The sequence below is a fragment of the Pseudomonas sp. GW821-FHT03C07 genome (assembly GCF_059420925.1).
In genome coordinates this window covers 185,219-204,874 of sequence record NZ_JBWKUQ010000001.1, presented here as the reverse complement: position 1 = coordinate 204,874, position 19,656 = coordinate 185,219, and the positions used below count along the sequence as shown (strand labels likewise).

General features: G+C 61.1%; 20 protein-coding genes. 7 read left to right on the top strand and 13 right to left on the bottom strand.

Translation table 11 applies throughout. The features are described from left to right. Positions 1-8 precede the first annotated feature (8 nt). Positions 9-830: an SDR family oxidoreductase gene (locus AC07VG_RS00835; RefSeq protein ID WP_495000932.1), complete on the bottom strand. Its 822-nt coding sequence runs from the start codon at positions 828-830 to the stop codon at positions 9-11. Between the two features lie 404 nt (positions 831-1,234). Continuing rightward, complete coding sequence (locus tag AC07VG_RS00830) at positions 1,235-1,675, bottom strand: hypothetical protein (protein WP_495000931.1); 441 nt, start codon at positions 1,673-1,675, stop codon at positions 1,235-1,237. Between the two features lie 355 nt (positions 1,676-2,030). On the opposite strand from AC07VG_RS00830, the gene lepB reads away from it, so the two are divergent. From lepB to AC07VG_RS00810, 4 genes are all read left to right on the top strand, one after another. Then, positions 2,031-2,699 carry a signal peptidase I gene (gene lepB / locus AC07VG_RS00825; RefSeq protein WP_495000930.1) on the top strand — a complete coding sequence of 223 codons (669 nt, stop codon included), beginning with the start codon at positions 2,031-2,033 and terminating at the stop codon, positions 2,697-2,699. Between the two features lie 343 nt (positions 2,700-3,042). Next, positions 3,043-4,200 carry a glycerate kinase gene (locus tag AC07VG_RS00820; RefSeq protein ID WP_495020275.1) on the top strand — a complete coding sequence of 386 codons (1,158 nt, stop codon included), beginning with the start codon at positions 3,043-3,045 and terminating at the stop codon, positions 4,198-4,200. An 84-nt stretch (positions 4,201-4,284) separates the two neighbouring features. Continuing rightward, positions 4,285-4,902: a ParB-like protein gene (locus tag AC07VG_RS00815; RefSeq protein ID WP_495000928.1), complete on the top strand. Its 618-nt coding sequence runs from the start codon at positions 4,285-4,287 to the stop codon at positions 4,900-4,902. Continuing rightward, on the top strand, positions 4,895-6,574 hold the full coding sequence (locus tag AC07VG_RS00810) for a SulP family inorganic anion transporter (protein WP_495000927.1): 1,680 nt from the start codon (positions 4,895-4,897) through the stop codon (positions 6,572-6,574). The genes AC07VG_RS00815 and AC07VG_RS00810 overlap by 8 nt, the downstream gene beginning before the upstream one ends. Positions 6,575-6,629: 55 nt before the next feature. Here the strand turns inward: AC07VG_RS00810 and pncA are convergent, their stop codons facing one another. From pncA to AC07VG_RS00780, 6 genes are all read right to left on the bottom strand, one after another. After that, a complete protein-coding gene (pncA, locus tag AC07VG_RS00805) occupies positions 6,630-7,283 on the bottom strand; it encodes a bifunctional nicotinamidase/pyrazinamidase (RefSeq protein ID WP_495000926.1) in 654 nt (217 codons plus the stop codon). Positions 7,284-7,448: 165 nt separating this feature from the next. Beyond that, complete coding sequence (locus AC07VG_RS00800) at positions 7,449-8,237, bottom strand: anti-sigma factor family protein (protein ID WP_495020274.1); 789 nt, start codon at positions 8,235-8,237, stop codon at positions 7,449-7,451. Then, positions 8,234-8,731, bottom strand: a complete 498-nt coding sequence (locus AC07VG_RS00795) for an RNA polymerase sigma factor (RefSeq protein WP_495000924.1) — start codon at positions 8,729-8,731, stop codon at positions 8,234-8,236. The genes AC07VG_RS00800 and AC07VG_RS00795 overlap by 4 nt, the downstream gene beginning before the upstream one ends. Positions 8,732-8,785: 54 nt before the next feature. Next, on the bottom strand, positions 8,786-9,325 hold the full coding sequence (locus AC07VG_RS00790) for a tetratricopeptide repeat protein (RefSeq protein WP_495000923.1): 540 nt from the start codon (positions 9,323-9,325) through the stop codon (positions 8,786-8,788). 228 nt (positions 9,326-9,553) lie between these two features. Continuing rightward, positions 9,554-10,033: a nuclear transport factor 2 family protein gene (locus AC07VG_RS00785; RefSeq protein ID WP_495000922.1), complete on the bottom strand. Its 480-nt coding sequence runs from the start codon at positions 10,031-10,033 to the stop codon at positions 9,554-9,556. Positions 10,034-10,146: 113 nt separating this feature from the next. Continuing rightward, on the bottom strand, positions 10,147-10,710 hold the full coding sequence (locus AC07VG_RS00780) for a TetR/AcrR family transcriptional regulator (protein ID WP_495001026.1): 564 nt from the start codon (positions 10,708-10,710) through the stop codon (positions 10,147-10,149). A gap of 210 nt (positions 10,711-10,920) precedes the next feature. On the opposite strand from AC07VG_RS00780, the gene pssA reads away from it, so the two are divergent. Further along, positions 10,921-12,264, top strand: a complete 1,344-nt coding sequence (gene pssA, locus AC07VG_RS00775) for a CDP-diacylglycerol--serine O-phosphatidyltransferase (protein WP_495020273.1) — start codon at positions 10,921-10,923, stop codon at positions 12,262-12,264. Positions 12,265-12,431: 167 nt separating this feature from the next. Here pssA and efeO (AC07VG_RS00770) read toward each other — a convergent pair whose 3' ends face one another. The 5 genes from efeO (AC07VG_RS00770) to AC07VG_RS00750 all read right to left on the bottom strand — a co-directional run bounded on the left by efeO (AC07VG_RS00770) (position 12,432) and on the right by AC07VG_RS00750 (position 17,664). Continuing rightward, positions 12,432-13,256, bottom strand: coding sequence for an iron uptake system protein EfeO (gene efeO / locus AC07VG_RS00770; protein ID WP_495020272.1), 825 nt, complete (start codon positions 13,254-13,256; stop codon positions 12,432-12,434). Positions 13,257-13,281: 25 nt separating this feature from the next. Continuing rightward, a complete protein-coding gene (gene efeB / locus AC07VG_RS00765; protein WP_495020271.1) occupies positions 13,282-14,598 on the bottom strand; it encodes an iron uptake transporter deferrochelatase/peroxidase subunit in 1,317 nt (438 codons plus the stop codon). Between the two features lie 19 nt (positions 14,599-14,617). Further along, the gene (gene efeO, locus AC07VG_RS00760) at positions 14,618-15,811 is read right to left on the bottom strand and encodes an iron uptake system protein EfeO (RefSeq protein WP_495000918.1); all 1,194 of its coding nucleotides are present in this window, start codon (positions 15,809-15,811) and stop codon (positions 14,618-14,620) included. 8 nt (positions 15,812-15,819) lie between these two features. After that, positions 15,820-16,662 (bottom strand): iron uptake transporter permease EfeU, encoded by an 843-nt coding sequence (gene efeU, locus AC07VG_RS00755; RefSeq protein ID WP_495020270.1) that lies wholly within the window; start codon positions 16,660-16,662, stop codon positions 15,820-15,822. A 735-nt stretch (positions 16,663-17,397) separates the two neighbouring features. Then, positions 17,398-17,664, bottom strand: coding sequence for a DUF2790 domain-containing protein (locus AC07VG_RS00750; protein WP_495000916.1), 267 nt, complete (start codon positions 17,662-17,664; stop codon positions 17,398-17,400). Between the two features lie 428 nt (positions 17,665-18,092). Here AC07VG_RS00750 and AC07VG_RS00745 point away from each other — a divergent pair, with 428 nt between their 5' ends. Both AC07VG_RS00745 and AC07VG_RS00740 read left to right on the top strand, forming a co-directional pair. Continuing rightward, complete coding sequence (locus tag AC07VG_RS00745; RefSeq protein ID WP_495000915.1) at positions 18,093-18,935, top strand: transporter substrate-binding protein; 843 nt, start codon at positions 18,093-18,095, stop codon at positions 18,933-18,935. Between the two features lie 53 nt (positions 18,936-18,988). Further along, complete coding sequence (locus tag AC07VG_RS00740; protein WP_495000914.1) at positions 18,989-19,651, top strand: amino acid ABC transporter permease; 663 nt, start codon at positions 18,989-18,991, stop codon at positions 19,649-19,651. Positions 19,652-19,656: the final 5 nt, after the last annotated feature.

Genomic DNA, 19,656 nt, shown 5'->3' with positions numbered 1-19,656 from the left:
CTGCGGCGCTACTGGTCATCGCCGTACCAGTATTGAGCGGTAACGCCGCCGTCCATGAGGAAGTCGCTTCCGGTGATAAACGTCCCTTCAGGGCCCATAATCAGAGCAGCAAGCGCACCGACTTCGTCGGGGGTGCCGCCGCGCTTGGCTGCGGACGATTCAATCATGCGGCGATACCCATCCCCACGCGGGCCATTGAGCTCATCCCTGGCCAAGGGCGTGAAAATGATGCCCGGGCTGATCGTGTTGACACGTGCGCCTCGCTTACCCCACCGAACAGCTTGCGCAGCCACGCGTAGCGAATTGCCGCGTTTGGATATTTGGTAGGCATTCAGCGGATCTGTCACTTGTTCGGGTTGAAGCATGGGGAGTGCAAGCAGGTCTTCAACCGGAGTCAACGCCAGAGCCTTGTTCTGCTCAGCAGTGAGTGCCGGCAAACGGTGACCGGATTGCGAGGCGATAACGATGGCCGAACCGCCTTTAGCAATCACATTACCGAACAGCTCCAGTACCAAAGCGGTGCCATAGAGGTCTACCAACAGGATGGTGGCAGGCGGAGCTTGGGAGGGCGATACGCCGGCGGCATGAATGACCCCGGTGATGTTGCCAATTGCCGAGGCTTTCGCGACAAGCGCCTGTACAGAGCCGCGCGATGAAACATCCACAACAGTGGTGGTCACGTCGAAACCTGCATCGCTCAAAACCTTGGCCGCTGCATCGGCGGTTTCCTGTCGCAGGTCAGCCAGCACAACATGCTTGCCGGCGCTCACACGCCGGGCGATTGCCTGGCCGATCGAGCCGGCGCCAATTACAACGGTTACGTCAGTCATGTTCGTACTCCTGGAAGGACAGGTCTGCACTGTAAAGCGTCTCGCGGAATCTGATTAGAAGCGTAAAAAAGCGTGCCCTTGTGAGGTTGATTCAGCAGTAACTGAGCACTCCACGCTAGCCGTCACTGTTGATGCTCCCCCCCGCCTTGCCAGCAAGCTGAACCTGGTCTCACAGCAACCGCTTTCAAAAAACGATGTTTTTTTAGATGATAGGCAGGCACGGAACTCTAAGAATTGTTTCAGGTCTGGTTACAAACAAATTATTCAGCGAAGAGCTGATGAGATATTGGGACATGCTGTCCAGTGACTGCAAGTCGGTTTCTACCAAAGCCTTTTGAGACCACAGATAGTGGTCATGCCAGGAGCCCAATGCCGATTGCCGTGGCGGCGGTTTGAGCTGAAATTTATTGAGGTGGGACACCATAGCGATCTTGATATATCACGGGTGTTGCAAGTATTGTATTGATAACATTAGTGACCAACGTGTCAGTATTTGTGGTTAGCGACCATCTTCCCGCTTGTATAAGATTGGGGAGGGTCAAATTTACTTTTGGAAGAGAGACCTTATTGTTATAGTTGTACACCTCATCTCCCGCCGCAGCTGGATAGAACAGCATGAATATTTCATGAGTTGCCAGGTGGGCCCCTGCCATAAATTTCGATAGCTCTATCGATGTTTTCAATCTTGACTCATATTCAGCGGAGCCGTCTGGATGAATGGATATCGGGTCGAGGTCGTAAGCTGCTCCTGTGCGAAGGACAGGGCCATTTTGAGATCTTAGTACAACACGACAGCTATCCATGCCAAATATTTCTATTATATTTAACCATTCAGTATGGGTCATTTTTACCTCGATAATTGATCGTGCGAAGAAGAACACGCTTTTCAACCTGTTGTATAGTCAAATAAATCAGAATTCGCAAGAAGGTCTCCTTTGCATTGCCGAAGACGGCGCTTCGCTTATTGCGGGGTCGCGGCTGACCCGGCCGATCGGTTGGAAAAGCCGCCCAGGTCCCATTTCTCGCATGCCCCCCTTACCAGACCACGTAGCACGCCGAGACCAAGGCTGATATCGCCAGCCGCTCCGAGGTTAATGTAAGCTGTTTGCGCCGTAGTAAACGTTGGCAAAAAGTCAGCATGGTTTGCTGGGCGGATGCTAGGAGCCTTTCCTACGCGCACCTTCTGTATTGCGAGGCTGTATGCGACGTTGGTTGAGCCGGTACCGTTACGCCATCATTTTTTGGCTGTGCTTTGGCGTTTTCCGCACATCCTTGGCCGACTGGAATCCCATCCCGTCCGGTTCCATGCGCCCGACCCTGATTGAGGGGGATGTGGTGCTGGTGAATCGAGTGGCCTACGACCTCAAGTTGCCCCTCACTGATATTTCCTTGACCAAGGTTGAGAATCCCCAGAGGGGAGATGTTGTGACCTTCACGTCACCCAAGGATGGCATGCGCTTGATCAAGCGGATCGTGGGTATTCCCGGTGACACCTTGGAAATGAGGAATGAGGTGCTGTGGGTTAACGGTACCCCCGCAACCTACTTTGATGCGCAGGATATCAGCGAGCCTATTGCCTCGGGTCGATCTGTCCCCGCTGTCAAAGTGACCGAGCGCGCGAACAACAGTAAGCGGACCATTCAGTTTATGCCGACGGTACATGCATTACGGAATTTTGGCCCTGTTGTGGTACCGGCCGACAATTATTTTATGTTGGGGGACAACCGCGACGACAGCGCAGACTCAAGGTACATCGGGTTTGTGTCGCGTCGGCTTCTGATCGGGCGCGCGCACCATATCCTGGCGTCAGCGGATATCATGAACCATTGGATGCCGCGGTTTCGCCGATTTGGCGCGCCTATATTGTGACGCTCGGGGTGTGCAATCGGCACGAGAGTGTTCTGTCACCGTTCTCACTGCCTTCACCTGCTTTAAGCACTGCCGGCATTCAGTTTGCCACTCACCGCTCTCACCACCCATCTAATCGTGACGCCAGACACAAGCCGGCCCGCCGGCGATGAGGCCCTTGAGCTTTGCATCGCCGTTGCCGCCGCCATCGCCGGCAAGCCGGCTCCTACACGGGATTGAGCGGACCTCCAGGATCAGTTTGTAGGAATGAACAATAAAGCCTGCCCGGGCTTGTGCAGCAGACCGGCGTCATTCCCGCTTCCAACTGGCAGCATGGACGTCACAAGAACTGGAGATCGCCCCCATGAAAATTGTCATCGCCCCCGATTCGTTCAAGGACAGCCTCAGCGCCAAAGGTGTAGCGCGGGCGATTGCCGAAGGCCTGGCGCGGGTGCTGCCCGACGCGCAGTTGATTGAATGCCCGATGGCGGATGGTGGCGAGGGGACGGTGGCGTCGGTGTTGGCGGCGTGCAATGGCGAGTTGCGCCAGCAGCGGGTATGCGGTCCCTTGGGGAACCCGGTGGACGCGCATTGGGGCTGGTTGCCGGCAAGCGCCACGGCGATTATCGAGATGGCCGAGGCCAGTGGTTTGCAATTGCTCCCGAGGGAACAGCGCGATGCCTGCATCACCAGCACTTTCGGTACCGGGGAGTTGATCCGCGCGGCCCTGGACGCCGGTGCGCAGCGGATCATCCTGGCGATTGGCGGCAGTGCCACCAACGATGCTGGCGCTGGCGCCTTGCAGGCCCTGGGCGTGGGACTGTTCGATGCCCGAGGCGCGGCAGTCCCCGCAGGTGGCCTGGCCCTGGCCGCAGTGGCGCGGGTGGCCCTCGATGGGATTGACCCACGTATCGACCAGGTGCGTTTCGAGATCGCCGCCGACGTGAACAATCCCTTGTGCGGCGAGCAGGGCGCTTCGGCGATCTTCGGCCCGCAGAAAGGCGCGACGCCGACCCAGGTCCGGGAACTGGATGCGGCCCTCGGGCATTTTGCCGATCTGTGTGCCCAGGTGCTCGGCCAGGACGTGCGTGACGAGCCCGGCAGTGGCGCGGCGGGTGGCCTGGGTTTCGCCGCCAAGGCCTTCCTCGGGGCGCGCTTTCGTCCCGGCGTGGAGGTGGTGGCGGAGCTGGTGGGCCTGGCCGAGGCGGTGCGCGATGCCGACCTGGTGATTACCGGCGAAGGCCGCTTCGATGCCCAGACCCTACGCGGCAAGACCCCCTTCGGCGTGGCGCGGATCGCCCGGGAGCAGGGCGTGCCGGTGATCGTGCTGGCGGGGACCCTCGGCGAAGGTTATGAGCAGATGTACGCCCACGGGGTCGACGCGGCTTTTGCCCTGGCATCCGGGCCCATGAGCCTGGAGCAGGCCTGCCGCGAGGCGCCGCGCCTGCTGAGTGCGCGGGCCGGGGATATCGCCCGGGTCTGGAAGCTGGCGGCAGTGGGGCCATCCGTGAATGAAGAATGAGGATGCGTGGTGTTTCCTCCGGCCATTCAGGGCTAAGCTTGCGATCAGTCCAAGGTTTCGGACTTGTCTGCCCGGAGATGCTCTATGGCTCGTGCCCGCCCGCAACTGATCAGCGCAAAGCTTGCAAAACTGCACCCCACCCAAGTGACCGTCGGCCTGCAAGAGGTTGCCCTCAAGCAAGCCCAATGGCAGACCCTCAAGCGCAAGGAGCGCGAAGCCGCCCTCGATAACCACTGGTTTCCCTGCGTCCTCGGGCCTGAAGGCCGGCACTACATTGTCGATCACCATCACTTCGGCCTGGCGCTGATGCAGGAGGAGGTGAAGAAGGTCTCATTGCTGGTGCTCAAGGACCTCTCGTTCGTCGAACCCGCGAGCTTCTGGACCATCATGGACTTTCACCAGTGGGTCCATCCCTACGATACCAAGGGTATTCGCCGCGGTTACGACAAAGTGCCCGGGTGTATCAGCGAGCTGCAGGACGATCCCTATCGCAGTCTGGCCGGGGCCTTGCGTCGGGCCGGTGGATTTGCCAAGGATGTCACCCCCTTCAGCGAGTTTCTCTGGGCCGATTTCTTCCGCTCGCGGATAACCGCCGCCCAACTGGGCGCATCGAGCGAGCAGGTGCAGGCGATCGCCCTCAAGCTGGCCCGCAGCCAGGCCGCGCGTTACCTGCCGGGTTGGAGTGGTCCGATCGATGCCTGAGCCGACCGCAGTCACCACGCCGTCGCCCGCCGCGCAGTCGAAACGCGGCTGGGCGGACCTGATTGCCGGGCTGTCGATTGCCGGCCTGCTGTTACCCGAGGCGGTCGCTTATTCGAGCATCGCCAACGTACCGCCTCAGGCCGGGGTCATTGCACTCTTCGCCGGGCTGCTGTGCTACGGCCTGTTCGGCACCAGTCGGTATGCGATTGTGTCCGCCACCTCATCGTCGGCCGCAGTGCTGGCGGCGGCCACGGTCTCGGTGGCCGGTCCCGACATGGCGCTGCGCCTGACCATGGCCATCGGCCTGGTGATGATCACCGGCCTGATGTTCCTGCTCGCCGGCTTGTTCAAGCTGGGCAGTGTCACATCCTTTATCGCCAAGCCGGTGTTGCGTGGCTTTGCCTTCGGCCTGGCGGTGACCATCATCCTCAAGCAGTTCGCCAGTATCGTTCATGTGAACCCCGCCCACAGCGACCTGATCCGCTTCGTGCCCGAACTGCTCAGCCAGTTGCCACTCTGGAACTGGGCCGGGGTCGCGGTGGCGGGCGTGGCCCTGGTGCTGCTTTCGGTATTGGGCCGCTACCGACGTTTGCCAAGCGGCTTGCTGGTGGTGATGTTCGGTGTCGCCGCCGGCAAGTGGCTCGAGCTGCCCGGCTACGGCATCAACCTGATCGGTGTGATCGACCTGCAACTGGCGGTGCCGTCGCTGCCGCGCCTGGCATTCTCCGACTGGCTCAAGCTGGTGGAACTGGGCTTTGCCATGGTGATGATTCTCTACGCCGAGTCCTATGGCTCGATCAGCGCCTTTGCCCTCAAGCACGGTGACCGGGTGAACTCCAACCGTGACCTGCTGGTATTGGGTGGCGCCAACCTGTTATCCGGTCTGTTCCACGGCATGCCCGCTGGCGCGGGCTACTCGGCGACCTCGGCCAATGACGCGGCCGGCGCCACCTCACGCCTGGCCGGTGTGGTGGCGGCGCTGGTGGTGCTGGTGATCGTGCTGACCCTGTTGCCGCTGATCGCCCTGACGCCGGAACCGGTGCTGGCGGCCATCGTCATTCATGCCTTGACCCGCGCCCTGAGCCTGGAGCCTTTGCATCGCTACTTCGTCTGGCGCCGGGACCGCGTTCTGGCGATCTGCGCAGTGGCCGCGGTGCTGCTGCTCGGGGTACTGGACGGCTTGCTGGCGGCGGTGGCGATCAGCCTGATGCTGATGTTGCGGCAGATGTCCTCAGCCTCGGTCCAGGTGCTCGGGCATATCGCCGACGGCCATGATTTCGTCGACTGCCAACTGCATCCCCAGGCACGGGAAGTGCCTGGGCTGCTGATTGTGCGTCCGGGCGAGCCGCTGTTCTTCGCCAACGCCGAACGCATCCTCGGCAGCGTCTCACGGCGGGTTCGTGAGGAGGGCGCGGCGGTGCATTCGCTGATTCTCAGCCTGGAAGAATCGCCGGACCTGGACGGCACCAGCCTGGAAGCCCTGCAGGACTTTATCGTGCGCTTTCAGACCGAGGGCAAGCGCTTGTTGCTCGCGCGTTTGAAGCAGGGGGCGCATCAGGCATTGTTGGCGTTACCGGCCGAGACATTGGCGCAGGTGACGCTCAGTGATTTGAGCGTGTATGCGGTGGTGCAGCAGGTCAATCAACCACAGGACAGCAGCGGCGCGGGCTGACTTGACCGCGGCCAGGAGTCCTTGCGCACGCGCGCAAGGTCCCCTGGCCGTGGGTTCAGGCCGGCAGTGCCATCGAGTCGATCAGCTTCACCCCGGCGCTTTCCATCTCACCCAGCGCGCGCTGCAGTGAACCGTCCAGGTCAATGGCCCGGCAGGCGTCGACGATCAGCACGGTGCTGAACCCCGCCGCCCGGGCATCCAGGGCCGACCAGGCAACGCAATAGTCCAACGCCAGGCCGACCAGGTAGACCGTGTCGATACCGCGCTCCTTCAGATAGCCGGCAAGGCCGGTGGGCGTGCGCCGGTCGGCTTCGACAAAGGCCGAATAACTGTCGATGTCGCGGTTACAGCCCTTGCGCACGATCAGTTGCGCATGGGGCAGGTCCAGGTCCGCGTGCAACTGTGCACCATGGCTGCCTTGCACGCAGTGGTCCGGCCAGAGGGTTTGCGCGCCATAGGGCAGTTGCACACTGTCGAAGGGCGCATGGCCCGGATGGCTGCTGGCGAACGAGACATGGCCGCCGGGATGCCAGTCCTGGGCGATGACCACGTTGCGAAAGCGCGCGCCCAAGCGGTTGATCAGTGGCACGATTTCGTCGCCGCCCCGGACCGCCAGTTGGCCGCCGGGAATGAAGTCATTTTGCATATCGATCACGACCAGGGTGCAACGCGGGTCGTTCAGGGATTGCAGGTTGTGAGACGGGGACATAAGACCTCCTTGGAAATGGGCTTCGGCCTCAAAGATTCTAGCCGTTGCGCCTGCATCCGACGGCGTACCGGACTGTCGGTGGTCTGTGACGGGCCGGGTACGCGATTGACCAGGTGGATGTGTTGCGGCTTCACTGCCGCTATCGCCGGCACACCAGCCCCTGTTTCAACTGGCGAAACGCTGCCGGAGCAGGCCGGCCATGTCGTTCAATTCAGCCACCGGGTTGTGTCCGATCAACATGTAGGCATAGGTCGGCCCGGACCAGAACACCACGTTCATGCCATGGCGCACTTCCTGGGCCAAGGCCCGGGTCCCGGTTTTCGAGTGGGTGATGCACAGCGCCAGCGGCCCATGTTGCGGGTCCAGGTAGTTGATCTGGGCAATCGGTATATGTTCGTACTCCAGCATCTGCGCGCGCTTGAGTTGCGCGACCGGTAGTTGTACCTGGGCCGGTTCAAGCGCCAGACCCAGGCGCTGCTCGACACTGTGCAACTGGGCCCGATGATCGGCCTCGGCGTCGGGCAGGTTCTCCAGGGTCTGCGCCGTGTAGAGCACCATGTAGTCGGCCACCAGCCCGCGCCAGCTGATTTCGCTCGATGGCGCGGGTGTCTGCCAGACCTGGAACAGTCGGTCCGCGGCAATACCCGCGACCATGAAGCTGGCCGCCACGGCGAGAAAGCGGCGTCGGCTCATTGGTGCCGTGGCCTTTTTTTCTGTCGGCAGGGTGTGCAACATGGCCTCCAGGCGGGCCCGGGGCGCCTGTTCGAGCAGTTCGCCATAGGCGTCCTGGAACGGCAGGTCACTGCGCATCAGCCACTCGAGACGCTCGGCCACGGCCTCGTCACGGGCCAGGGCGGCTTCGATTTGGTGGCGTTGCTCGGCGTCCAGTTCGTCGTCGAGAAAGGCCACCAGTTGTTCATCCGTCGGGGTGTAGTGCGAAAGCTGGTCAGTCATCGCCGTTCTCCGCTGTTTGCGCTGGGCACCGCACGCAACGGCGGATGCTCCGCCAGTTTCACGCGCGCGGCGGCCAGCCGGCTCATGACCGTACCGATGGGCACTTCGAGAACCTGGGCCACTTCCTTGTAGGACAGACCTTCGACATAGGCGAGAAACACCGTTTCGCGCTGGGCGTCGGGCAAGGCATCGACGCGCTTGATCACCTGGGAAGCCAGTACGTGGGTCTGTATCGCCTGTTCGCCGTCGAAACTCAGGGCATCATCGGCATCGACCAGGCCCTGGCCACGGCGAACCCGCTGGGAGCGTACTTCATTGAGCCAGATCGAATGCAGGATGCTCAGCAGCCAGCGGTCCATGTGCGTGCCCGAGACGAACTGCCCACCTCGCTCCAGGGCACGGACACAAGTAGCCTGCACCAGGTCTTCGGCGATATGGCGTTGGCGCGACAACACCAGTGCGTAACGCCATAGGCGCGGCAGGTGCTGTGCCATCTCGGTGCGTATTTCCTTGTCGCTGGCGATGACAACCTCCGCCTTTAACGGTGATCAGCTGGGGGTCGGGTGCGCGATGGCGTCGGCCAGGTCTTCATATTCTTCGCAATCGGTGCCGCAGAGCGACTTGATGGTCTGCAACTGCACCTGGGCCAGGTCGATACGGCCCTTGATCACGTAGGCTTCACCGAGGTATTCGCGCACCTGGGCGTAGTTCGGGTCGAGCTTCACGGCCTGCAGATAGTAGCCGATGCCTTCGTCGGTGCGCCCCAGTTTGCGGGTGGCATAGCCCCGATAGTTGAGGGCCTTGGCAGTGTTGGGTTGCTTGAGGGTGTCGAGCAGGTCCAGGGCTGCCTGATATTCCCCGTTCTTGGCCAGGCGGTAGGCATAGTCGGTGCGATCTTCATCCGGCGTCAGGCTGCTGACATACGGGACGCAGGCTTTCTTGGCTTTGTCCCACATCTGCCCCTTGGGGCAGCTCGGCGGCATCGATTCCGGTTTTCCGCCCGAGGCGAATGCCGGCGTGCTCAACAGGGCCGCAGCCATGCAACTGGCAATCAGGAAAGGAACCGCGAACGTGGCTTTAATGCTCATCGGTAATGCTCCGGTATCTGTTGGCTAGTAAACACTGATGCATCGGGCTTTATTCGCTGTCACTGAAATTTATTTGCAACGCCCTGTCGCAAGTCGATGGTGAGGGTTGTTATGGATTGAACACCTGGCGTTCGGAATTTATTCAAGGCTGCAGAAAAAATCGCCCATCGGGCGATTTTTTGCACAGGCGATCATTCCCACCCTGGGTGGGAATGATCGGGTGATGAGTTACAACCCCAGGTCCGAAAGGCCTGGGTGATCATCCGGACGACGGCCCAGCGGCCAGTGGTACTTGCGCTCCGAGGCCTTGATCGGCATGTCGTTGATGCAGGCGTAACGATTGGCCATCAAGCCGTTTTCGTCGAACTCCCAGTTTTCGTTGCCGTAGGAGCGGAACCAGTTACCCGAGTCGTCATGCCACTCATAGGCATAGCGCACGGCAATACGGTTGTCGGTAAAGGCCCAGAGTTCCTTGATCAGGCGGTAATCCAGTTCCTTGGCCCATTTGCGGCTCAGGAACGCCTTGGCTTCTTCACGGTTGTGGGCGAACTCGGCGCGGTTGCGCCATTGGGTGTCCAGGGTGTAGGCCAGGGACACGCGTTCCGGGTCGCGGGAGTTCCAGCCATCTTCGGCCAGGCGGATCTTCTGGATCGCCGATTCTCGGGTGAAAGGGGGAAGCGGTGGGCGAACGTCAGCGTCAGATGACATGGCAATGTCTCCAATTGAGTAGGGTTCAGACAAGTTGTCGCGCTTGGGTCAAGCGGTCGCGGGCCCGTTGGCCACTCGCTCATCCAGAGCGTAGTGGCGGCTCGGAGCGCGACTCAGAGCGCCAATAACGTTCGCGCCATGCATTGCGCATTATCGGCTGCACCGGGATCGCCCATGACAAGTGCAACGGTAATGGCGCCGTCGATCAGGATCAGCAACTGCTTGCCAGTGGCCAGGGGATCGGCGATGCCATGTGCTTCACAGAGCTCGACCACATAGTCGAGCAACTTCTGTTTATGTTCCTTGGCCAGTTGCCGTACCGGGTCCTGGGGATCACCGGTTTCGCCAGCGGTGTTGATAAAGGCACAGCCGCGAAAGCCCTCGCTGGCGAACCAGCCACCGAGCACGCTGAACAGCGCGAGCAGACGTTCGCCGGAGCTGGCGGCCTGCTCGACTTCGCCGCGATACCACCGCATCCAGCGGATATCCCGGCGCCGCAGGGCTTCCAGGGTCAGGTCGTCCTTGGTGCCGAAGTACTTGTAGAGGCTTTTGCGCGCCACACCGGAGGTGCGCACCAGAAGATCGATGCCGGTGGCATGGATGCCACTTTGATAGATCAACCGTTCGGCGGTATCCAGCAGGTTTTCGCGGGTCTGGTTCGGGGTGATTTCGTTCATGGGAAAGAGAGTAGAACGATCGTTCTCCTCGGTCAATCGCCTTTTCCAAATAACCCCCCGAAGGGCAAAAGGGGCGCGAGCAGGGCGCCCATCCGGGAAGCCTTCCGAACCGGCATCGGGGTTGGCGGCAAAGCCCTCGTCGAAGACGCATTCGAGAGCGGCGCATGGTGTAGACTTACTGATTCTTCGCATTCGACCCTAGCGAGCCCTATGCCGTCGCTCTTCAAACGCTCCTTGTTGCCCAAATTGCGCAGCTTTCCTCTGGCTGCCGAGGCCCTGACCATCCTGCCTTCGGCCGCCGAGTTCCGGCGCTGCCTGCTGGAGAAGATCGCCGCTGCCCGGCAGCGCATCACGCTGGTGGCGTTGTACCTGCAGGAAGACGAAGCCGGCCAGGAAATCCTCGCTGCCCTGCATGCGGCCAAGGCGGCCCGTCCGGAGCTGGACATCGTCGTCGTGGTGGACTGGCTGCGGGCCCAGCGTGGCCTGATCGGGGCCGGCAAGCAGCCGGGCAACAGTGCCTGGTACCAGGCGCAAACCCGCGACCACGCGACGCAAGTGCCGATCTACGGAGTGCCGGTGCAAACCCGCGAACTGTTCGGCGTGCTGCACCTCAAGGGTTTCGTGATCGACGATTGCGTGATCTACAGCGGCGCCAGCCTGAACAACGTCTACCTGCACAAGCTCGACAAATACCGCTTCGACCGTTACCACCTGTTGCACAATGCCGCCTTGGCCGATTCCATGCAGGGGCTGGTGCGCAACGAGTTGCTGGCGTCCCGGGCGGTTCGCCGTCTCGATGTGCCGGAGTTACCGACTACCCGTAGCCTGCGCGGCGATATCGGCGATTTGCGCAGCCGCCTGAAGAAGGCCGGTTATGACACCACGGCTGGCAGTGAGCCGACCTTTGGCCTGTCGGTCAGCCCGATCATGGGCTTGGGCAAGAACAACCCATTGAACCGCCTGGTCTGCGAACTGATCGCCTCCAGCCAGCAGCAACTGACCATTTGCACACCGTATTTCAACATGCCGCTGGCGGTGACCCGGGAACTCAACCGGGCCCTGGAGCGTGGGGTGAAGATCGACATCATCGTGGGCGACAAGACCGCCAACGACTTCTATATCCCACCGAGCCAGCCGTTCAAGGTCATCGCCGCCTTGCCTTATCTCTACGAGATCAGCCTGCGACGTTTCGCCAAGCGTCACCAGGCGGTGATCGACAGTGGGCAGCTGAACCTGCACCTGTGGCGCGACGGTGACAACACCTATCACCTCAAGGGGATGTGGGTCGACGAGCGTTATACCTTGCTGACGGGGAACAATCTCAATCCGCGGGCGTTCCGGCTGGACCTGGAGAATGCCTTGCTGATCGACGATCCACGTCGTGAGTTGCTCGACGTGCGGGCGAAGGAGGTGGCCCTGATCATGGAAAACACCCTGCGCCTCGACGGCTTCAAGAGCCTGGAGACCCTGATGGACTATCCGGAAGCAGTGGGCAAATTCCTGCGGCGGGTCAGTCGGGTACGGATCGAGCGGTTGTTGTATCGGATGTTGTAAGGCGGGGGGAAGGCAGGGGAACCGCGTTATCGTTCATCGCCAGCAAGCTGGCTCCTACAATGATTCGATTGAATTCGCTATCGCGAACGACCCAATACTGTAGGAGCCGGCTTGCTGGCGATGAGGCCATCCCGGGCGATATCAATCCCCCGGGATAACCACCGGCCTCAGTTCAGGCCCAGCTTGCCACGCAGGGTCGACAGGTCTTCAGCCAGGGTAGTGACCGGACCCACCAAGGCCTTGCGGTCGGCTTCCTTGACCTTGTCATAGGTTTCGAAACCGCCATCCTTGGTCTTGTACTTGGCCAGGATCTTGTCCACGGCCGCGAAGTTCTTGTCCACTTTGACCGCGAAAGCCTTGTCCTGCTGCTCAAGCTGCGGACGGAACAGGTCGACGATTTTCTTCGCGCCGTCGATGTTGCCCTGGAAGTCATACAGGTCGGTGTGGCTGTACCGGTCTTCTTCACCGGAGATCTTGGTCGCGGCCACTTCCTCCAGCAGCGCGGCGGCACCGCCTACGACTTTCTCGGGTGGGAAGGTCAGGCCGGCGACGCGGGCTTGCAGGTCCTTGACGTCCTTGTTCAGGCCAGCCGCCAGGTCACCCAGGCCGGCGGTGGTGTTTTCCGAGAACAGGCTGTATTCGATGCGGTGGAAGCCGGTGAAGTCTTCAGCCTTCACGCCTTTTTCATGGTCGTTGACGCGGGAGTCGATGGCGCCGTCCAGGTCATTGAACAGCTCGGCAATCGGCTCGATCTTCTCGTAGTGCACGCGAGTCGGGGCGTAGAGCTTCTTGGCGGTGGCCAGGTCACCTTTCTTCACGGCGTCGGTGAACTGCTGGGTCTTGCTGGCCAACTCATCGAGTTCCGCGGTCACATAGATCTTGTAGTCGGACACCGGCCCCACCAGATCCAACGGCGCGGTGGCGGCGAAAGCCGAAAGCGGCGTGTGGAGCAAGCCAAGGGCCAACAACAAAGCAAGAGGCGACTTCTTCATGGGACGTTTCCTGGTGAGTTAAGGGTCAAGCAGTGGTTTTTTGTTTTGCAGCTGAAAGCAGTGAGCGACCGATAAAGTCCTGATCGCTGGTGACGCCCGGCAAGGTGAAGAAGTAGCCGCCGCCAATAGGCTTGAGGTACTCCTCCAGGGGTTCGCCGTTGAGCCGGGTTTGCACTGCGATAAAGCCTTGCGCCAGATCCGCCTGGTAGCAGATGAACAGCAGGCCCATCTCCAGCTGGCCGTTCTTGCTCACGCCATTGGAGTAGTTGAAGGGTCGACGCAGAATCAGGTTGCGCTGGGTGGCGGCGGTGCGCGGGTTGGCCAGGCGGATATGCGCATCGAGCTTGGTCAGCTTGCCTTCCGGGTCCTTGGCGTAGTCGGGAACCTGGGTTTCCTTCTCGCCGCCCATGGGCGCGCCGGTGGTCTTGACCCGGCCGATGATGCTTTGTTGTTCCTGCAGGGGCGTGCGGTCCCAGCGCTCAACCAGGTTGCGGATGATCCGCACCGCCTGGTAGCTGCCGGCCACTGCCCAGCCCGGTTCATTGGCGCCGGGCTGGACCCAGACGATGCGGTCCATGGCGCTGCCATCGTTGGAGTCCGGGTTGGCCGAACCGTCGCGGAAACCGAGGAAGTTGCGCGCGCTCTGGGCCGGTTCGCCGGTCTTGAGCGGTGCCTGGGCCGGTACCGTACCTTCCTGTTTCCAGCGCACCAGCAGCAGATCCGGGGTGTTCTTGACGATATCGCGCAGGGCGTGAATGTTGGTGTCCGGGGTGTTCGAGCAGAATTGGATACTCAAGTCACCGTGGCACAGCTCCGGCTGTAGCGCGTCGTTGGGGAAACCGACCATGCGGATCAGTTGCTTGGGTTTGACGGCGGCCAGGCCGTAACGCTCGTCGAACAGCGACTCGCCCACCGCCACGGTGATGGTCAGGTTGTCCGGGGTGACCATCGGGCCAAGAATTCCGGAGTCCAGCGGCGGTAGTTTTTCATCGACCTGTTTCACCGTGCCACCGCTCATCAGGAAGGCGATGCGCTTGTTCAGGGTGCGGAACAGGCGTTCGAGTTCCTCACTGTCGCTGGCCAGGACGTCGAAGGAGACGATCATGCCGGCGGCCGGACGCGGGGTGACGATTCCGCTCTGGTATTTGCCATGGAAGTCATGGCGGTCCTGGGTCTTGTCGCTGCTCGGCGCTTCGGTGACCTGGGCTTGCGCCTGGCTGGCGGCCATGGCCGGGCAGCTCAGGGCGCTACCGGCGAGGGCGGCACCGGCCACCCCCATGCCCAGCAGGACACGGCGGCGCTGGGCGGAAAATTCGGCGTTGTGCTGTTCTGAATCGCTCATGTTCGTATCGTCTGCTTGTTTACAGGCCGGAAAGGCCGAGGGCGGGATCGATTCCATCGAGTGCATCGGCCAGGGCCTTGGCCTTGTCGCTGATCTGTTGGCGTTGCGTGGCACTCACGGTGTCGTAGGTGGCATAGCCGCTGGCGTTGCGCAGGCCGTTGAATTCGGCGTCCAGGGCCGTCGCGGCGCTGTCGATTTTCATCAGCAGGTCGCCGGACGACTTGACCAGCAGCGGCCGCATCAGGTCGATGACCTTTTGCGCGGCTTGCAGGTTGGCGACGAAGCCGTCCAGGTCGACGTGGCTGTAGCGTTCTTCTTCGCCACTGCCGGCACGGGTTTCGGCCATGCTGCGCAGGCTGCGGACGACGATGCTGAGCAGTTGCTCCGGCGGCAGCGATGTCGCCAGCAGTTGCTGCTTAAGGCTGGCGATATCGGCTTGCAGACGCTGGGCGACCGGCACCAGGGCGTCGACGCTGCGTTGCTGGAATAGGCCGTATTCGAGGCGGTGGAAGCCGCCGAACCCCGGGTCCTGTTCGCGTTTTTCGTAATAGTCGGCGCGGGCGTTGATCGCATTATCCAGCTCGGCGAAGCGCTGGGCGGCCGGGGCCAGGCGCTGATAGGCGGCCCGGGCCGGGGCATAGAGCGCCTGGGCCTGGGTCAGGTCGCCGGCGGCAATCGCCTGCTCGAGGGCATCGGTGGCCTTGATCAGCGCGATGCTTTGGCTGCTCAGGTAGACGCGGAACTCCGACAACGGCCCGATAAAGGCGGTCATCGACGGGCGCGCCTTGGCCGCGGCCTCGGAAGCGGCCGTCGGCGTCACGTGCAAGGTTGCGCGTGGATTGCTCAGCAGCCCGCAGGTAATGGCATAGTCGCCGGGCTGCAGCTTGGCGTTGATCACCTGGCTCAGGCCCGGGGCGATGTTCTCGCGCTCTTCGAGCACCAGCACGCCGTCGAGGATTTCCCACTCGACCACGCGTTGCGAACTGTTGAGGATGCGGAAGCTGTTCTGCCCGGCCGGCACGCTCAGCACATTCGGCTCGCAGCCGTGGGCCTGGATGGTCACGGTGATTTCGTTGTGATGGGCCTGGCGCTTGCTCGCGGCCAATTGCGAGGCGTAGTAGAACAGTCCACCGGCCGCGATCATCACGATCACCGAGCCGGCTACCGCCCAGCGCAGGACCTGGGGCGGTTTGCCAGTTGCAGGGTTGGACATGGGTAACCTTACTGGTTGGGAACGGAAGAAGTGTGCTTGGGTGCCGCTGCCGCGGACGGAAGGAAGAACAGCACCAGGGTGGTCGCCAGGTACAACAGGTAAGCGCCGAGGACGCTGACCGTTGGTGCCTCCTGGTAACCGAACATGCCGGCCAGGACCGAGCCCGCCGGACCGTCCATCGGTAGCGTGGCGCTGATGTCGAAGACCACGCTTTGCAGGTGGTTCCACAGGCCGGCTTCATGCAGGGCCTGGACCGAGTTGGCGAGGATACCGGCGGCGACCACCAGGATAAACAGGCCGGTCCAGCGGAAGAACAACCCCAGGTTCAGGCGCATGCTGCCGCTGTAGATGGCGAAACCGATGAAAATCGCCAGGATCAGGCCGAGCAGGGCGCCGATCGGCGCGCCCGGACCTTCGCTCTGCTGGAACACCGCCAACAGGAAGAACACGGTTTCCAGGCCTTCGCGGGCCACGGCGAAAAACACCATGGCAATCAGTGCCCAGACCTGATGCCTGGAACCGGCGAGCGCCTGGTCGAGGGACTCATGCAGGGCGTGCTTGATGGACCGGGCGACCTTGCGCATCCAGAACACCATCGAGCTGAGGATGCCAACGGCGATCAGTCCGACCACGCCTTCGAAGAGTTCCTGCTGTTTCTGCGGGAACTCGGCACTCATCAGTTCCAGGCCACCGCCGACCAGCAGGGCGAGGGCGGCGGCGAGAAACACGCCGATCCACACCGCCGGCATCCACTGACCCCGGCCAGACTGCTTGAGGTAACTGGCGATAATGCCAACGATGAGCGCGGCTTCAATGCCTTCGCGCAGCATGATTAGAAAGGGAACCAGCATTCGGTGATGCACCCGTGTTAGAGAGGATGCTAATTTGTAACATAATGATACTCATTACTAAACAGGTTTTATTGTTAATTGCTCCGCGGTGGCTGAATGGGCGGGAGAGTTGACAGTGGGGGATTGCGCTCAAACGAGCGTCTAGCGCTGCATTTGCGAGTTATCTGATCTGGAGTCGAGGTGCTGCGGGTTCGGTTCAAGCTCCATCACGGCAGTACAAAAGCACGACTCATGAAGTTTTCGCAGGAGTGCTGCGCAGGTTCGGGGGCGCCCGCGAGCGGCAGAGGTTTTGCGCATCGCCATAACTGGCCGCTCTTTGCCCTGAATAAAATCGTTCTAAAAAGCCCGGCCAGCGCTTCGGACTTTTTGCTATTCTAAAACTGTAGGTGAAGACGCAGACTGATGCGCAAGAGGATAGCAAGGAAACGTGGGGCGCGTTCCGAAGGGTACACGGTTAGAAAGATCTCCGCGCTGAGATCCAGCCCTTATGCCGTGTGAAGCAGAAGAGCACAAAACTGTTCTGTGAGAGTCCTGATAAACCTTGTAAGCCGGAGACCAGCGCCGGCCACCTACTTAGTTTTCAAAGCCCGCCCTGTGCGGGCTTTTTCGTATCGGCCAGAACTGGCTTGCCAGCGATGGGGCCCTTGAGCCTTGCGGTGTCTGTCCGGACGTCATCGCCAGCAAGCTGGCTCCTACAGGTTTTGCGGTGTTTTCAGGATACCGTCCCGATAGGCATCAGTTATTGAAGTTACAAGCGTCCGACAGCTTGAGGTAGCTGATGTCCTCGGGCTTGCCGGCGGTATCGATAAACTTCATATCGGCCGTGACCACCTTGCAGGTCTGGCTCGGTTGTTCGGTCATCGACACGACTTTGGCGATGTGCAAGGGCATGCCGTAATGATAGGGCACGGGTTGGGAGGTGCTGGTGTTGTCGGCCTGGGCTATGCCGGCAAAGGCCGAGACGGCCAGGGCGCCGGTCACCAGCAAGGTACGTAGGTTCATGGTGTTTCTCCGAAGCAGGCTTGAGGTTTCATCCGGCACCGCAATGGCGCTGGACATGCCGCGGAGGGCGTCAGGGGAAATCTGCGCGAGCGCGGTCGATTTCACTTTCCGTGTGCAGGATTAATCCTGAGTTAAGTGTAGGACTTTTATTAGTTTGCTAACGGAGTCAGCGAAGCCTGCCCCCAAATCACCCAACCCCGCACTGCCTTGGGGCCTTCACACCCACTCCTGCGTAGCCTTCCGTAGCACGGCGGCTGTACTACCGCCCGTGACATCGAGGTCCATAAAAATCTATCTAATTGATTTTTATTAAATTTTAAACCCTGATGCTGGCGCGCTGAACCCTGTGGCACACTTTCTGCTGTCTATTCCGTTGTTACATACTAAGTTCCGTTATAGCGGAATACACATCATCGGAGTGCAACGTCATGCAGCGTGGACTTTCCTTGTTTAAAGCCTGTGTTTTTCTTCTGGCGGCTTCGGCGGCAGTCGCTGCGCAAGCCGCCGACAGCAAGCTCGATAGCGTGCTCAAACGCGGTCACCTGATTGTAGGCACTGGCAGCACCAACGCGCCGTGGCACTTCCAGGGCGCGGACGGCAAGTTGCAGGGGTTCGATATCGATATCGGCGGGATGATCGCCAAGGGCCTGTTCAATGACCCGAGCAAGGTCGAGTACGTGGTGCAGTCTTCCGATGCGCGGATTCCCAACCTGCTGACCGACAAGGTCGATATCAGCTGCCAGTTCATCACCGTCACCGCCAGCCGTGCCCAGCAGGTTGCCTTCACCCTGCCGTACTACCGCGAGGGGGTCGCACTGCTGTTGCCGGCCAATAGCAAATACAAGGAAATCGACAGCCTGCGCGCCGCCGGCGATGGCGTTACCGTGGCCGTGCTGCAGAATGTTTATGCCGAGGAGCTGGTGCACCAGGCACTGCCCAAGGCCAAGGTCGACCAGTACGACAGCGTTGACCTGATGTACCAGGCCATGAGCACCGGCCGCGCCGATGCCGCCGCCACCGATCAGTCTTCGGTCAAGTACCTGATGGTGCAGAAACCTGGCATGTATCGCAGCCCGGCCTTTGCCTGGAGCCCACAGACCTATGCCTGCGCGGTCAAGCGCGGCGACCAGGACTGGCTGAACTTCGTCAACACCGCCTTGCATGAGTCCATGACCGGCGTCGAGTTCCCCACCTACGCAGCCTCCTTCAAGAAATGGTTCGGCGTAGACCTTCCTTCCCCGGAAATCGGTTTCCCAGTCGAATTCAAGTGATCCGTTAAGGGCAGGGCGCCGCGCTCGGCGCCCCGTCGAAGGTACTGCGAACCATGAACTATGAGTTGAACTTTGCCGCCGTCTGGCGCGATTTCGACACCTTGCTGGCGGGACTGGGCCTGGGCCTGGAACTGGCCCTGGTGTCCATCGCCATCGGTTGTGTGATCGGCCTGATGATGGCGTTTGCCTTGCTCAGCAAGCATCGCCCATTGCGGGCGCTGGCGTCTGTGTATGTGACGGTGATCCGTAATACGCCGATCCTGGTGTTGATCCTGTTGATCTATTTCGCCATGCCGAGCCTGGGCATCCGGCTGGACAAGATCCCCTCGTTTATCGTCACGCTGTCGCTGTATGCCGGGGCTTACCTGACCGAGGTATTCCGCGCCGGCCTGCTGAGTATTCCCAAGGGCCAGCGTGAAGCCGGGCTGGCCATCGGCCTCGGCGAATGGCAGGTTCGGGCCTATGTCACCGTGCCGGTGATGTTGCGCAACGTGCTACCGGCGCTGTCCAACAACTTCATTTCGCTGTTCAAGGACACCTCCCTGGCGGCGGCCATCGCCGTGCCGGAGCTGACCTATCACGCCCGCAAGATCAACGTGGAAAGCTACCGGGTGATCGAAACCTGGATGGTCACCACGGCACTCTATGTGGTCGCCTGTTACCTCATTGCCCTGATGCTGCGTCACCTCGAGCAGCGTCTGGCGATCCGCCGATAGGAGGC

Coding starts and splice junctions, on each gene's coding strand:
- AC07VG_RS00835 (WP_495000932.1), bottom strand. CDS start 830: ATGACTGACGTAACCGTTGTAATTGGCGCCGGCTCGATCGGCCAGGCA.
- AC07VG_RS00830 (WP_495000931.1), bottom strand. CDS start 1,675: ATGACCCATACTGAATGGTTAAATATAATAGAAATATTTGGCATGGAT.
- lepB (WP_495000930.1), top strand. CDS start 2,031: ATGCGACGTTGGTTGAGCCGGTACCGTTACGCCATCATTTTTTGGCTG.
- AC07VG_RS00820 (WP_495020275.1), top strand. CDS start 3,043: ATGAAAATTGTCATCGCCCCCGATTCGTTCAAGGACAGCCTCAGCGCC.
- AC07VG_RS00815 (WP_495000928.1), top strand. CDS start 4,285: ATGGCTCGTGCCCGCCCGCAACTGATCAGCGCAAAGCTTGCAAAACTG.
- AC07VG_RS00810 (WP_495000927.1), top strand. CDS start 4,895: ATGCCTGAGCCGACCGCAGTCACCACGCCGTCGCCCGCCGCGCAGTCG.
- pncA (WP_495000926.1), bottom strand. CDS start 7,283: ATGTCCCCGTCTCACAACCTGCAATCCCTGAACGACCCGCGTTGCACC.
- AC07VG_RS00800 (WP_495020274.1), bottom strand. CDS start 8,237: ATGACTGACCAGCTTTCGCACTACACCCCGACGGATGAACAACTGGTG.
- AC07VG_RS00795 (WP_495000924.1), bottom strand. CDS start 8,731: ATGGCACAGCACCTGCCGCGCCTATGGCGTTACGCACTGGTGTTGTCG.
- AC07VG_RS00790 (WP_495000923.1), bottom strand. CDS start 9,325: ATGAGCATTAAAGCCACGTTCGCGGTTCCTTTCCTGATTGCCAGTTGC.
- AC07VG_RS00785 (WP_495000922.1), bottom strand. CDS start 10,033: ATGTCATCTGACGCTGACGTTCGCCCACCGCTTCCCCCTTTCACCCGA.
- AC07VG_RS00780 (WP_495001026.1), bottom strand. CDS start 10,710: ATGAACGAAATCACCCCGAACCAGACCCGCGAAAACCTGCTGGATACC.
- pssA (WP_495020273.1), top strand. CDS start 10,921: ATGCCGTCGCTCTTCAAACGCTCCTTGTTGCCCAAATTGCGCAGCTTT.
- efeO (WP_495020272.1), bottom strand. CDS start 13,256: ATGAAGAAGTCGCCTCTTGCTTTGTTGTTGGCCCTTGGCTTGCTCCAC.
- efeB (WP_495020271.1), bottom strand. CDS start 14,598: ATGAGCGATTCAGAACAGCACAACGCCGAATTTTCCGCCCAGCGCCGC.
- efeO (WP_495000918.1), bottom strand. CDS start 15,811: ATGTCCAACCCTGCAACTGGCAAACCGCCCCAGGTCCTGCGCTGGGCG.
- efeU (WP_495020270.1), bottom strand. CDS start 16,662: ATGCTGGTTCCCTTTCTAATCATGCTGCGCGAAGGCATTGAAGCCGCG.
- AC07VG_RS00750 (WP_495000916.1), bottom strand. CDS start 17,664: ATGAACCTACGTACCTTGCTGGTGACCGGCGCCCTGGCCGTCTCGGCC.
- AC07VG_RS00745 (WP_495000915.1), top strand. CDS start 18,093: ATGCAGCGTGGACTTTCCTTGTTTAAAGCCTGTGTTTTTCTTCTGGCG.
- AC07VG_RS00740 (WP_495000914.1), top strand. CDS start 18,989: ATGAACTATGAGTTGAACTTTGCCGCCGTCTGGCGCGATTTCGACACC.